Source organism: Campylobacter sp. TTU_617, from assembly GCF_016599045.1.
GTDB lineage: Bacteria > Campylobacterota > Campylobacteria > Campylobacterales > Campylobacteraceae > Campylobacter_D.
Genome location: NZ_JAENKV010000004.1, coordinates 25,292 through 39,996 on the forward strand (window position 1 = coordinate 25,292; position 14,705 = coordinate 39,996).

Consider the following 14,705-nt stretch of genomic DNA (forward strand, 5'->3'; position numbering starts at 1 on the left):
TTTTATTCAGATACCTCAGAACCAGTTCCTAAAACATCTTCAAGTTTTTCTTTTAATACTTGCGGGGTAAATGGTTTTACAATATAGTTATTAACACCTGCTTTTAAAGCCGTAATAACTTCAGCTTTACCACCTTCAGTTGTTACCATAATAATAGGCATATCTTCATATTTTTTCTCAGCCCTTACCTTTTTCACCAACTCTAAACCATTCATTTCTGGCATATTCCAATCAGTAATTAAAACTTTTACATCTTCATTTTTAGTCAGTAAATCCCAAGCTTCAACCCCATGTTCAGCTTCAAGAACATCATTATGCCCAAGTCTTGTTAGAGTATTCTTAATAATCCTTCTCATAGTAGAACTGTCATCAACAACCAACAATTTCACAATTTCGTCCTTTCAAATTTCTAATTTTACTATTTATTTTACTGAAACAAAAAACAATTATAACATCTTTTCGTTAATTATTTTCATAAATATTACTATTTTTATATTTTACCGCAAATAAGTATATGCTAAGTCCAATTAAAAGAAGATTAATACCAGCTATAAGATATATTACATAAATCATTTGAGATAAATCACTTGATACAAGTTTAAATACTAACATTAAGGCTTCAATAGCTAAAGCAATAATAATCGAACCCAAAAATCTCACCATAGTTTTTTGTATTCCGTGAGTTTCTTTTTTTGTTCTTCCTAAAACTTCTTCTTCTATAATAGTTTTTGTAAGATCAAAAATAGCTAAAGCTAAAGTAATAGCTATAGTACTTTGAAATATAACTTGTATTCCAACTTTTTCTTGCTCGTGAAATAAACTAAAAAAACCTTTTTGAAATAAAAAACATGTAATTATAAATAAAACTACAGCAAAACAAAAATAAATCGCTCGACTAAAATAGTTAAAAGTTGTTTCAAAATATCCAGCTTCTATTACTTTTAAAATATTAATTAAACTTACATCTATACAAACTACAAATAATAATTCATTTTTATCGTTATAAATTGGCATGGATGCAGTAACGCATAACTCATTGTTTAAACTTGAAGGATAAGGATCGCTTAATATACAACGTTTAAATTTAACAGCTCGATAAAAATAAGCCTTAGAACTTCTATCTTCTCCAGCTCCTATTTCGTATTCTTTTTTTAAAGCTATTGTATTGCCAATTTGTTTTCCAGAAGTATCAAGTATATATAAAGCATCGAAAATAGAAATATCATGTTCAATTTTATCTAAAGCTATTTTTATACTATCAAGATGTATATTAGGAAGCTTATTAGGTAAATTTCTTGTTAAAATATAAGTCATATATGCTCTTGCTTTATAACGATTGTCTTCAAATTTTTGCATATCTTTAATAAACATTAATTACCTCCGGCGTTATGTTTAAATTCTGGAACAATTTCAAGCAATATTTTAATTATATCTTCATTCTGCTTAAGTTTATCAATTTGAGAGTTTAATACAGCAAGATCAGTTTTTCTATCTTTTACTACAAAAATACTTTCATATTTTGTTTTTGCATCATTTTCATCAATTAAAAGTTCTTCAAAAAGTTTTTCCCCTCTTCTAAGTCCGGTAATTTTAATTTCTAAATCAGGACGATTTGAAAGCAAAAGCATTTTTTTTGCTAAATCCATAATTTTTACAGGCTTACCCATATCAAGAACAAAAAGCTCTCCTCCTTTTGCTATAGCACCTGCTTGAAGAACAAGCTGCACTGCTTCATCAACAAGCATAAAATATCTTACTATATCAGGATGTGTAAGACTTAAAGGCTCTCCTTTTGCAATTTGTTCTTTAAATTTAGGAATTACGCTTCCACTTGAACCTAAAACATTCCCAAAACGAACACAAGCGACTTCAAAATCTTTATTTGATAAAGCCAAAGTATAAAGCTCACAAACTCTTTTAGTGCAACCCATAATACTTGTAGGTCTTACAGCTTTATCGGTACTAATCATAACAAATTTTTTAACTCCATTATTTTTTGCACTATCTATTAGAATTTTAGTTCCTATAATGTTATTTAATACTGCAGAATATGGATTTTGCTCACAAAGTGGGACATGTTTATAAGCTGCTGCGTGTAAAACAAGTTCTGGTTTATATTGTTTTAAAATATTATCAAGATTATCTTTTTCTAGAATACTCATTAAAATAGGAACGATTTTATCTTTAGATAAACTTAAATCTTCATTAATTTTATAAAGATTAAATTCACTATGATCAATCATTATAAGTTGTTTTGCACCAAATTTAATACATTGTTTACAAAGCTCACTTCCTATACTACCTCCAGCTCCACTTACTAAAACTACTTTATCTTTTAAAAAGTCTATAACTGCATTATTGTCTAAATCTTTAGGTTTTCTAGCAAGCAAATCTTCTATACTGATATCTCTTGCTTCATTTCTTGTAAAAGAAAAAATTTTAACATCCAAAATTCCATAGTTAATAAGTTCTTCAAAAAGTTTTTTTAATTCTTCTTGCTCAAGCTTTAATGCAATAATTGCTGTTTTTGTACCTTTAGCTACATAATCTTTGATTTTATCTTTTGACTCAACCTTAAATTTATCACAATAAGTTCCAATAAGTTCTTTTCTCTCGTCAATCACTCCAACAGGATAAAGTCCTAAATGTCCCTCTTTGGCACCTTTTAACAAATGAAGCGCTTTAGAAGTTGCTCCTATAACTATACAAGGATTTTCTTCAAAAACTTTATTAGATTTAAAATCAACAAACATTCTTTTACTAATTCTTAAAGAACCTATAAACATATAAGATAAAACAAAATCTATCCCTATAACACTTCTTGGAAAAGGATTAAAAAAATCACTATAAAAAGAAAAAATTATCAAAAAAATAATTTCAGATAAAATAAGAGCTATAAAAATTTTTCTTGCTTCATTTAAAGAAAAAAATCTCCAAGCTACTTTATAAATCTTAAAAATAAACAAAAACAAAATCTTTAAAATAATAAGTATAAAACCTGATTTAAACATAGAATGATAAAATTCATCAGGAATATCTCCACTAAATCTTAAAGAAAAAGCTAAAAAAATAGAAAGTAAAAATAAAAAAATATCAAAACAAACAAAAAATATCAATCTTTTGCTTTTATAAAAAGTAAAATCCATCTTAACCTCGAATACTCTTTAAAATGAGATTAGAAATTTCTTTCACATCATCTTTGCTCATAGTGGTACTACTTGGCAAACAAATTCCTTTATAAAAAAATAATTCACTATTACCATTTATATAAGCTTTCTCTCCTTTAAAAACTGCTTGAGCGTGCATAGCTTTCCAAAGAGGTCTTGTTTCAATTTGCTCTTCTTTTAAATCTTTAATTAATTTTGAAATTTTAGGATGCAAAGAAAAATCTTTTTGTGTAATATAAATACTTTTTTTCTCTTTAAAAAGTTCATCTAGCTTAAAATCTATCAAAGCTGTGCTTAACCAACGATTACTTCTTGAATTTTCAAGTTCATCTAAAAAACTAAAACTATCTCCTAAAAATTCTTTATACCACTCATAAATTTCTCTTTTTTTAAGCACTCTTTGTTCTAGAACTTCCATTTGCGCAACCCCAATAGCACCCAAAACATTGCTGAGTCTATAATTATATCCATAATCTATATGTTCATAATGCAAACAATCTTCTCTTGCTTGTGTGCTATAAAATCTTGCTTTTTCTATTTTTTGCTTATCTTTTCCTATAAGCATTCCTCCACCTGAAGTTGTGATAATTTTATTGCCATTAAAAGAATAAACCCCAAATTCTCCAAAAGTTCCTAAAGCTTTACCCTTATAAAAACTTCCTAAAGCTTCTGCGGCATCTTCAATTAAAACAATATTATTTTCTTTACAAATTGCAATAATCTCATCCATTTTTGATGCATTGCCATAAAGATGAGTCAAAATTAAAGCTTTTGGTTTTTTTTCACTCTCATAAATAGCTTGTTTTAATAAAGCTACATCTAAATTAAAGGTTTCATCACAATCAATAAAAATAGGCTTAGCCTTAAGATAGTAAATAGGCGCAACTGAAGCAATAAAGGTAAAAGAAGAAGCTAAAACTATATCATTTTCTTTTATCCCAGCTACTCTTAAAGCAAGGTGCAATGCTGCTGTTGCAGAATTTAAAGCTAAGGCGTAATCACTTTTTGTATAATCTTTAATACTTTGTTCAAAACGATTAACAAATTCTCCTAAAGGAGCTATATAATTACTTTTAAAAACTTCTTGTATGTATTTTAATTCGTTTTCACCCATATGTGGAGCTGAAAGAAAAAATTTCATAATTTATCCTTTATATTTTTTGCAGGAACACCAATATAAGTTCCTTTTTTGGTTATATCACGCGTTAAAACAGCACCTGCACCCAAAATACTATTATCTATCATTGTTAAATTAGGCAAAATACAAGAATTAATTCCCATAAAACATTTTTCACCTATTTTAACATTTCCAGCCATTTTGGCACCTACACTTATATGAGAAAATGCGCCTATTTTGCATTCGTGTTCTACAACACAAGAGGTATTTAAAATAACTCCTTTAGCAATAAAAGCCTTAGCATTAACTACCACACAAGGCATAATTAAAACTCCACCTTCTTCCAAAAAAGCACTAGGACTTATAATAGCACTTGGATGGATTAAATTAACTATTTTAAAACCATTTTCTTTAATAATATTAAAAACTTTCTCTCTAATATTATTATCACCTATAGCAACAAATATATCCCATTTTGGCAAATCTTTGCTAAATTTCATACCCTTATTATCATCTAAAAAAATACATTCTTCATAGCCTAAAGACTTTGCCACATCTGCACAAACTAAACCGTGGCCCCCTGCTCCATAAATATAGATTTTTTTAGTTCTTTCCATTAAATTTTTCCGTTGTAGCTTGACCTGTTTTATTAATTCCACTTCGTTTTAAAACTTTGAAAAAGGTCAAAAAAAGAATTTTTAAATCAAGAGCAAAAGAAATATGTTCTACATAATATACATCAAGTTCAAATTTTTGTTTCCAAGAAATATCATTACGTCCATTAACTTGAGCCCATCCTGTAATACCTGGCTTTACATTATGACGCATTTTTTGTCTTAAGTCATAAAGTTTTAAATATTCGGGCAATAAAGGACGCGGTCCTACAAAGCTCATATCACCTTTTAAAACATTAAAAAGTTGCAATAATTCATCTAAGCTTAAACTTCTAATAATTTTCCCTAAAGATTTTAAACGCATTTCATCAGGAAGTAAATTTCCTTGCGCATCTCTTTCATCACTCATTGTTTTAAATTTATAAATTTTAAACTCTTTTTCATAAAGCCCAGGTCTAATTTGTGTAAAAATTACGCTTTTTTGAGTAATTTTTAAAAGTATAGCAATAATTAAAATCAGAGGCGAAAAAAAACTTAATAAAATCAAAGCTAAAATAAAATCTAAAATCCTTTTAATATATTTTTTATACATTTTTTATACTTTCATCATAAATTTTTAAATAACTTTTTGCAATTAAATTTTCATCCAATTTTAAAGCTTCCTTGAATGCATTATGAGCTAAATTTTCTCTTAATTTTATATCTTCTATTAATAAAATAATTTTTTCAACAAAATCATTTGTATTTTTACTTTGAAATAAAAGACCATCATAGCCATTTGAAATCGCTTCTACACAACCTTCACAATCACTTACTATACAAGCTTTTGCACAAGCTTTTGCCTCTAAAATAGTAGCAGGAAAACCTTCTTTATAGCTTGGCAAAACAAAAATATCACATAAATTTAACAAAAAAGCTATATCATCTCTTGATCCAAGATAAAAAACTTCACCTTTTTGTAAAAACTCCAAAGGAGCACAAGATTTATTATCATCTCTTCCACCTACTAAAATAAAATTAGCTCTATCATTTAAAAGCTTGGCCGCTTCATAAAATTCTTTAATTCCCTTATGCCACAAAGCCCTAGCTATCATTAAAACCAAAGGTTTATCAGGCATATTGTATTTTTTTAAAAAATTCATTTTAATATCATTTTGTATTTGCATAGGAAAAAATTTTTTAAGATTAACTCCTACAGATTTTATAATACAAATTTTATCCTCTTTTAAGCCCAAATTTTTCATAAATTTAGCATTGCTTTCATTGACAAAAATAAATTTGGTAGCCAATTTAAAAGATATTTTATATAATGAATTAATCATTGTTCTTACTAATTTACTTTTAAAGTCTTCATCAATATAAAATGATCCAAGTCCTTCTACAAGAGCAAAAATAAATTTAATTTTTGCTACTTTTGCTGCCATTACTCCAAAAGTATTGCTTTTATGAGCACTTGTTTGAAGCAAATCTAAATTTAAAGTTTTTAAAGTTTTTACAAGGTGTAAAAAATTTCTAAAGACAATCAAAGGATTAAGGCTTGAACGATTTAGTTCATAAAAAATAATATTAGCTTTTAATTCTTGAAGCTTATTAGCATAATTATCTTTTGGAACTATAATAAATACCTCATCTCCTCTTGTCAATAAAGCTTTAATAATTGGGGCTCTAAAATGATAAATACTCATACCAGAATGGCTTAAAAATCCTATTTTCATATTTTTAATTTAAATACCTTTGCTTCTTTAGTGTTTAAAACCAAATCAAATAAATTTTTATCATAATTGCCTAAAAAAAACATTTGAACAAAAGCACTTTGATACATATTTTTATCCATTAAAATAAATTGAGTAAAAGGCATAGAGGAATCTTTGATATAAAAAATATAAAAATTTGCATTAGGATCTACATTGATAATTTTATATTCATTTTTTTCAACAGAATCAAACTCTATAAAACTATTAATTGCAAAAATATCTCCGTTTAATTTAAAATTTCTAAAATCATTACTTAAAATAATTCCATTACTTAAAATAATTTCCCCATTATCTTCACCTAAAACATAAGAAGTGCTAAAAGTAAAAGGTTTATTAATCTCTCCTGTTTCAAGATCTATAAAAGAAAAACTTGCAACAGTTGAAAAAATTGAAACCATTCGTGATGGAAGATAAAGATAAATATCTCTTGTCTTTGGGGTATTAATTTTAAAATCTTCTTTACTTAAAGAATTTAAAAACAATTCAACATTGCTTTGATTGTAATCTTTCATCATAGCATCAAGCAAATCATTATATGGTTTATAAAAACTTTTTTCAGTATATTCTACACTCAACCTTGCCATATTTGCAGCTGATCTTTGATCTTTGCTTAGAACAAAAGAAGGAAAAAAATTATCTTTTCCTAAATGTTTTCCACCATCCACTAAAGTTTTGACATCACTATAATATCTAATAGGATATCCATAATCCCACCAAGTTACAACATAATCTTCTCTTGAGGCTAATGCTTTAAGTTTTGTTAAAAGAGTCGCTTCATTTTGAGTAAAAACAGTTGGAGCTTTATAATTATAAATATGTTTTAAAGCAAAAGATAAACTCATTATTAAAATAGCTATCATAAAAAAAACACGCATTAATTTTAGATCTTTTTTATGAAAACATTCTAAAATCATAAAAATACAAAAAAATGCTATTAAAAATACAAAATATTCTAAAAAATCATATAAATTAAGATTTTCATTTTGCATTAAATAAAAAAATATAAACAATACCGAAATAAAAACAAAAGCTACTATTAAAAAAAATCTAAAAAATCTTATATCTTTAGCATTTTGTATTTTAATTTTTTCTATATATTCTAAAATTTTAATACTCAAAAAGCCAAATCCCAAAGCCATAATAGGCACAGCATAGATAGTAAAACGAAGCCCACCTTTAAGCGCTAAAAAACCAAGCAAAAGCATAGGTAAAGTTAAAATCATACTTTTATGCTGTTTGGCAAATAAAATAAAACCTATAAAAGAAAGCAAAAAGATAATTTCATTAGAGCTTATTCTTTGCATAAAAACACTTAAATCTATACTTTCAACTTCTTGTATTGTTTTATTGACATTAAAATAAACAAAACCTCGAGTCAAGCTGGTGCTTAAATCAGTGCGAAATATATAAAATTTAAGCTGATAAAGTATAGGGTCAATACCACCACTTAAAATTAAAAAAATAAAAGTGATAAAACCTAAAACGAGAAGTAGTTTTAGATTAAAATAATAATTTTTTAAAACAAAAAGAGAAAAAAGTATCACTATAATAGCACTTTGATAAAACCAAGCAATATTTGAAAGAGTGATAAGCATTAAAATAATGCTCATATATAATATTGTTTCTTTTCTATGAAAAATAAGAGTATAAATAAAAAAAAGTCCTATTAATGCAACATTTAAAGTGTAACTTGATGGATACCACCAAAGATAAATCATTACGCAAAAAGGCAAAAGGATAAAAGATAATAAATCTTTTTTTAAAATAAGTCTTATCATAAAAAATAAAATAAACATAGGAAGAACAATTACAAGCATATCTGTATCATAATACCCTGCCATAGTGCGATTATAATAGCTATTTGCTATACTTGCTAAAAGAGCGGCTATAAAACCCATTAAAGGATTTTTATATTCATTAGCAATCAATATAATTGGCACAACAACTAAAGAAGATAAAAATATACTCATATACAAAATAATGCTTTCAAAAGAAAAAGGAGTAATTTTATAAATCCAATAAGTAAGAGTAGAAAGCGATGAACCATAATAACTTAAATCATTAGGCTGATGAAAACCTGCTATCATATCTCTTGCGCCTTCTGCAAAAGCATAGCCATCATTTGAAATAATCATTAATTCATTATTGAAAAAATACTCATTAAATTCACTTGCCCAAAAAATCCAATAAAAACGACATATAATACTAAAAATAAAAGCAATTAAAATAAAAGCGAGTAAGTTGTAATTTTTAAAAATATCATTCATCTTTTGCATTTTCTACCCTAATAAATATTTTAAAGCATCTCTTGCGATTTTAACTTTATCAAACTCTGATGCCCTTTGTTTTGCTTTATTTTTATAAATATTTTTTAAATTTTCATCTTCTAGCATTAATTTTAAACCCTCATACATACTCTCTTCATTATTTACTTCCACCAAAAGACCAAATTCATTATTGCCAAACAACTCTTTTGCTCCGCTTTGATGATCTGTACAAACTACCGCACAAGAACAGGCTAAACTTTCAATTAAAACATTAGAAAAACCTTCAAACACTGAAGCAAAAGCAAAAAATTCGCATTTAGACATATATTTATAAGGATTATTATCAAAACCTAAAAGCAAAACCTTTTCTTTTAAATTTAATTGAAAAATTAATTTTTCAAGTTCATTTTTTAAAATTCCTTCTCCTAAAATAACAAGCTTTAAATCTGTTTTTAATCTCGCATAAGCTCTAATTAATAAAGTATGATTTTTTCCTTTATCTAATCTTCCTACGCTTAATATAAACTTATCTTTTAATTTAATAGGTTCTAAAGATTTTTTTTCTATATTTTCTAAATCAATAGCATTATATAAAATATTACATTTTTCTTTTTTAATATTAAAATTTTGCACTAAATCTTCTAAATTTCCCATAGAATTAGGTAAGATTAAATCGGCCTTAGGATATAAAAAATAAATTAAAGCTTTATTAATAAGAGAATTAAAATTTTTTTTAGCATACATCACGCTAGGAGTTGTGCATTCATTAATCACCAATCTTACTTTTAATCCAAACATTCTTGCTAATAAAGCAATATAATTAGGACGATTAAGAAAAACAAATTGTATATCAATATTTAATTCTTTACAAAGTTTTTTATATTTTAAGGCTAAAAAAGGAAGTTTTAAAAATTTCATCAAAGAATTTTCATTAGGATATGATTTTTCTAAAAAATGTATTTTACATTCTGGAATTTCATAAGAAATTTTACCATTCATTAAAATAAGATGTACTTCAAATTTCATATTTAAAATAGGCAATAAGGTTGCAACAACTCTTTCTGCTCCACCACTGCCTAAAGAATAAATAAAAATAGCTAATTTTTGCATAAACTCACTCTAACTTTTGATAAAAAAATAATAATCTTATTTGGAATTATACTTAAACTTAGTAAGATTAAGGCAGGTGTATTAAATTTAATCCATAAGCTTTTATAAAGACAAAAATACATTTGTTTATAAAGATGGGCTAACTTAGCATAATAAGCCGCCATTTTATAATAATTTGCACATTGTTTTTTATAATCTTTATCTTTACTTTTTAAAAGCTCATCTTCAACTATCCTAGCAAGCTCTAAATAACCAAGATAAACTCTTTTTGAATTTTTAATAGCTCCTAAAGTTACACTATCTTCTCTATTAATCTTATATATTCTTAATGCTTTATGAATATAAAAACTTTTTTCATCATATAAATGCACCCAAAGAGTTGCCTCATTTCCATAAAATTCTTCATTAAAACGATGATTTTTAAGCAAAGATTTCTTAAAAATTGATAAAAACTCTCCATAAAATCGTGCCATTAAAAAGTCTTTTTTTGTTACTTCACTATCTTTAGTAAAGCCTTTACCGCTTAACTCTTCTTTTAAAATGCCATTTTCTTCAATTAAACAATTTCCAAAAATATGAGAATAACCTTGCTTACTTTTTTCTATTAAAACGCTAAGTGCATTAGGCAAAAGCTCATCATCATCATCTAAAAAAGTAATAAATTCTCCTTTAGCATAATCTAAGCCATTATTTTTATTGCCATTAGGGCCGTGTTTATATTTAGTATTTTTAACGTATTTTATACGCTCATCATTAAGCATAAATTCTTGCACAATTTTTTCGCTTTGAGAATTTAATTCATCATCACTAACAATAATTTCTAAGTCTTTAAAATCTTGATCTTGCACACTTTTTAATGCCTTTTTAAGCAATAAAGGACGCTTAAAAGTAGGGATAATAACAGAAATTTTAGGAAATTCCAAGCTCATTAATCACCTTCATCCATTTTTCTTTTATATGCAAAATATCATAATCTTTACATCTTTTTCTTGCATTTAAAACTAATTCTTTTCTTAAAGATTCATTCTGCATTAACAAAGACATTTTTTCAGCTAAAGCTTTTTCATCATCACAATTGATTAAAAACCCATCTTTACTATCATCAATTAAATCATTTGCTCCATTATAATAATGAGTTGCTATACGAGCTACATCAAAATATAAAGATTCAATTAAAACCGTTGGCAAACCTTCCATAAAAGAACAAAGACATAAAATTTTAGCTTTAGAATAATAAGTTTTTACATCCTTCACGCGACCTAAAAATTCCACCTTAATATTTAAACTTTTAGCTTTATATTCTAATTCTTGTTTTAATTCTCCATCTCCTAGAATTAAAAATCTATAATTTTCTCTTAAATTCTCATCTAAATTTGCAATAGCTTTTAAATACATCAAAGCATTTTTATTGTGATCTAAACGTCCTATAAAAAGTATAAGATTTTCTTTTTCAAAATTTTCTTTTTGCAAATAAAAATGAGTTGGATTTGCAAGCACAATAACTTTTTTAACAAATTTTTCATAAAATTCTTTATCCTTATATCCTAATACACTTAAAACATCACAAAAAGGATAAGCAATTCTTCTTAAAAAGCGCCAAATTTTTGATTTTAAATAAGCCTCATTACTATGCTCGCAAATTATTAAAGGGGTTTTTATGCCTATTTTTGCAAATATACAAGCAATATTAGTTGTATCTAAAAAAGAGATAAAAATATCACTTTTTTCTTCCTTTAAAGCCTTTCTTAATGCAAAATATTTTTTAAAACGACTGGCAATTTTATGATAAATATTATCAAATCTAAATTGTTGCAAGGTTTTAACTTTTATCTTTGCATTCAAAGGATAAAAAGATTCTCCAGAATGAAATTTTATAATTTTTATCTCATGCTCTTTGCAAAACTCATTTGCCAAAGTCACTAAAACCCTCTCAGCTCCACCAGAATTTAAAGTAGCTATAATAAAAGTAATTTTCATTTTTGTCTCTCTAAAATAAGCTTTGAATTCTCTAATTTATAAACTTTATCACACTTTGCTATACCTAAAAGCCTATGAGCAATAATAATCATAGTTTTATCTTTAGAAATTTTAAAAAGCTCTTCCATAATCTTCATTTCACTTTCATTATCTAAAGCAGAAGTTGCTTCATCAAGAATTAAAATTTCAGGTTTTAAATATAAAGCTCTTGCAATAGCAATTCTTTGTTTTTGTCCTCCGCTTAAATTATTTCCACCATCTCCTACTTTTGTATGAATTCCATTAGGCAAACTTTTAATAAATTTTTCAAGATTAGCCTGTTTGATAACTTCTTTTAATAAATCAAAATCAATTTCATCACCAAAAGCGATATTTTTAGCAATGCTATCATTAAAAAGATAAATTTGCTGTGGAATATAGCCTATTTTAGATCTTAAACTTTTCATATTGTTTTCATTTAATATTTTATCATCAATGTAAATTTTTCCTTCTTTTATCTTTAATAAGCCCATAATAATATCAACTAAAGTGCTTTTTCCGCATCCACTCTCACCGATAAATGCTATTTTTTCACCTTTTTTTATACTTAAATTTAAACGAGTAAATAAATTATTTTTATTCTGATAGGCAAAACTTATATTTTCTAAACGAATCTCTTTTTGAAAAGTAATATTCTCATCTTCTAGTTGTTCTTCTTTTTGATTTAAAATATTATAAACAATATCTAAAGAAGACCTATAATAAAGTAAATCATGATAACTTGTGATAATACGATTTGCACTAGGCATCAATCGATAAAGCGCTAAAACAAAAATAGAAATAGTGGCTAAAATATTAGAAATATCTCCTTCATTTTTAAAAACCAAAAAAACAACGATAAAAATCAAAACACAAAATCCAATGGCTTCAAGATATATTCTTGGCAAAGCGGCAATACTTTCATTGCTTATATTTGCTTTACTAAAATTCTTACTTTGCTGTTCAAAAAGTTTCAAAATCGCTCTTTCTTTAATTTTTAATTTAATAAATTTAAAATTATTTAAACTTGTATTAATAATTTCAAAAAAATTTTTCATTGCCTCTTCACGCCTTAATCCAGCTTTTTTAACAAGAGGAGAAAGAATACGCATTAAAATAAAAGCATTTAAAAACAAAAAAATACTTAAAGCTAAAGTAATCTTATAATCAATTAAAAGTAGCAAAATATAAAGCAATAAAACAACAAAAATTTCACTCATCATAAGCAAAAAAGAAGAGATCATTGTGCTGAGATTATAAACTTCTCCTGTGACATTTTTTAGTAACTCAGAATGACTTTTTTGTGTGAAATTCTCATAATTAATATGAAGATATTTTGAGAAAATTTTATAAGATATACTATGATACCTTCCTTTGGAAAATTTTGCTAAAAGATGGAAATAATAAGAATTTAATAAAGCACGTATTATATAAAAACAAACTAAAATTAATCCAAAATAAACAATGATTTTATAAGTAGGCAAAGCTAAGTACTCTTTAATAATAATTAGAAATTCATTTTTATCAAAATAAGAAAAATCACTGGCTAAAGTAACAAAAGGCATTATTAAAGATATAGCAAAAGTTTCCATAAATGAAATAAAAATAGAAAAAACCAACAAAGAAAATAAAAAATTCTTATCTTTTTTATTTAAAATAAAAAAAAGTTTTTTTAACACTGTTTTTCCCAATCAAAAGCACTTTTGCAAATTATTTCTAAGTTATCAAATCTTGGTTTCCAAGATGTTAAAGAACGAATTTTATCTGCATTTGAAATTAAAACACTAGGATCTCCTGTACGTGGTGGAGCAAGTTCTACTTTAAAATCTACACCGCTTACTTTTTTCATAGTTTGAATCACTTCTTTTACACTAAAACCGTGACCATAACCTACATTAAAAATATTACTTTCATTATTTTGCAAGTATTCTAAAGCTGATAAATGAGCACTTGAAATATCATCTACATGAATATAATCTCTTATACAAGTTCCATCTTTGGTATTATAATTATCTCCAAAAATATATATTTTATCACGTTTATTGGCAGCACATTCTGCTGCTACTTTTATAAGTAAAGTTGCTTTTGGATAACGTTGTCCTAATTTAAAATCCATACAAGCACCCGCAACATTAAAATATCTTAAAATACAATATTTAAAAGAAGGATTAGCCATATTAGCATCTTTTAAAACCTCTTCGCTCATAAGCTTACTTCTTCCATAAGGGTTAATAGGATTTAAAGGACTTTTTTCACTTACTACAGAAGTTTGAGGTTCTCCATAAGTTGCTGCAGTAGAAGAAAAAATAAAATTTTTAACATTATTTTCTAAACAAGTCTGTATAAGATTGCTTGTATTAGCCGTATTATTTAAATAATATTTCAAAGGATTTTGCATACTTTCAAATACTTCAATGCTCGCAGCAAAATGAACTACTGCATCAAATTTTTCTTGTTTAAAAAGTTCTTTAATAGCCTTAAAATCACTCAAATCTTGTTTAAAAAATTTAAAGTCTCTAATACTTTTTAAATCTTTAATTGCAATTTCACTTCCTTTAGATAAATTATCTAACACACAAATTTCATAATTTGTATTTAAAAATTGTCTTAAAGTGTGCGATCCGATATAACCTGCTCCACCAGTAATTAAAATTTTCATCATTTATTCCTTTTTTTACTTA

General features: G+C 26.0%; 13 protein-coding genes. All 13 read right to left on the minus strand.

What is annotated here, in order from left to right; translation table 11 throughout:
• Positions 1-2: 2 nt before the first annotated feature.
• The 13 genes from GQV94_RS02955 to galE all read right to left on the minus strand — a co-directional run bounded on the left by GQV94_RS02955 (position 3) and on the right by galE (position 14,683).
• Positions 3-389, minus strand: a complete 387-nt coding sequence (locus GQV94_RS02955) for a chemotaxis response regulator CheY (RefSeq protein ID WP_200169473.1) — start codon at positions 387-389, stop codon at positions 3-5.
• Between the two features lie 73 nt (positions 390-462).
• On the minus strand, positions 463-1,371 hold the full coding sequence (locus GQV94_RS02960) for a PDC sensor domain-containing protein (RefSeq protein ID WP_200169474.1): 909 nt from the start codon (positions 1,369-1,371) through the stop codon (positions 463-465).
• Complete coding sequence (gene pglF / locus GQV94_RS02965) at positions 1,371-3,146, minus strand: UDP-N-acetylglucosamine 4,6-dehydratase (configuration-retaining) (protein WP_200169475.1); 1,776 nt, start codon at positions 3,144-3,146, stop codon at positions 1,371-1,373. The genes GQV94_RS02960 and pglF overlap by 1 nt, the downstream gene beginning before the upstream one ends.
• Before the next feature lies 1 nt (position 3,147).
• Entirely contained in the window at positions 3,148-4,308 is a 1,161-nt protein-coding gene (gene pglE, locus GQV94_RS02970; protein ID WP_200169476.1) for a UDP-N-acetylbacillosamine transaminase, read from the minus strand.
• The gene (locus GQV94_RS02975) at positions 4,305-4,901 is read right to left on the minus strand and encodes an acetyltransferase (protein ID WP_200169477.1); all 597 of its coding nucleotides are present in this window, start codon (positions 4,899-4,901) and stop codon (positions 4,305-4,307) included. Before GQV94_RS02975 ends, pglE begins: the two co-directional genes overlap by 4 nt.
• Positions 4,888-5,490, minus strand: a complete 603-nt coding sequence (gene pglC, locus GQV94_RS02980; RefSeq protein ID WP_200169478.1) for an undecaprenyl phosphate N,N'-diacetylbacillosamine 1-phosphate transferase — start codon at positions 5,488-5,490, stop codon at positions 4,888-4,890. The genes GQV94_RS02975 and pglC overlap by 14 nt, the downstream gene beginning before the upstream one ends.
• Positions 5,483-6,613, minus strand: a complete 1,131-nt coding sequence (locus GQV94_RS02985) for a glycosyltransferase family 4 protein (RefSeq protein WP_200169479.1) — start codon at positions 6,611-6,613, stop codon at positions 5,483-5,485. The genes pglC and GQV94_RS02985 overlap by 8 nt, the downstream gene beginning before the upstream one ends.
• Positions 6,610-8,928 (minus strand): STT3 domain-containing protein, encoded by a 2,319-nt coding sequence (locus tag GQV94_RS02990; protein WP_200169480.1) that lies wholly within the window; start codon positions 8,926-8,928, stop codon positions 6,610-6,612. The genes GQV94_RS02985 and GQV94_RS02990 overlap by 4 nt, the downstream gene beginning before the upstream one ends.
• A gap of 3 nt (positions 8,929-8,931) precedes the next feature.
• Positions 8,932-10,029 (minus strand): N-acetylgalactosamine-N,N'-diacetylbacillosaminyl-diphospho-undecaprenol 4-alpha-N-acetylgalactosaminyltransferase, encoded by a 1,098-nt coding sequence (gene pglJ, locus GQV94_RS02995; RefSeq protein WP_200169481.1) that lies wholly within the window; start codon positions 10,027-10,029, stop codon positions 8,932-8,934.
• Positions 10,017-10,958 (minus strand): GalNAc(5)-diNAcBac-PP-undecaprenol beta-1,3-glucosyltransferase, encoded by a 942-nt coding sequence (gene pglI, locus GQV94_RS03000; RefSeq protein WP_200169482.1) that lies wholly within the window; start codon positions 10,956-10,958, stop codon positions 10,017-10,019. Before pglI ends, pglJ begins: the two co-directional genes overlap by 13 nt.
• On the minus strand, positions 10,939-12,006 hold the full coding sequence (gene pglH / locus GQV94_RS03005; RefSeq protein ID WP_200169483.1) for a GalNAc-alpha-(1->4)-GalNAc-alpha-(1->3)-diNAcBac-PP-undecaprenol alpha-1,4-N-acetyl-D-galactosaminyltransferase: 1,068 nt from the start codon (positions 12,004-12,006) through the stop codon (positions 10,939-10,941). Before pglH ends, pglI begins: the two co-directional genes overlap by 20 nt.
• Positions 12,003-13,703, minus strand: a complete 1,701-nt coding sequence (gene pglK / locus GQV94_RS03010; RefSeq protein ID WP_200169484.1) for a BC-type lipopolysaccharide transporter PglK — start codon at positions 13,701-13,703, stop codon at positions 12,003-12,005. Before pglK ends, pglH begins: the two co-directional genes overlap by 4 nt.
• A complete protein-coding gene (gene galE, locus GQV94_RS03015; protein WP_200169485.1) occupies positions 13,697-14,683 on the minus strand; it encodes a UDP-glucose 4-epimerase GalE in 987 nt (328 codons plus the stop codon). The genes pglK and galE overlap by 7 nt, the downstream gene beginning before the upstream one ends.
• Between the last annotated feature and the right edge of the window lie 22 nt (positions 14,684-14,705).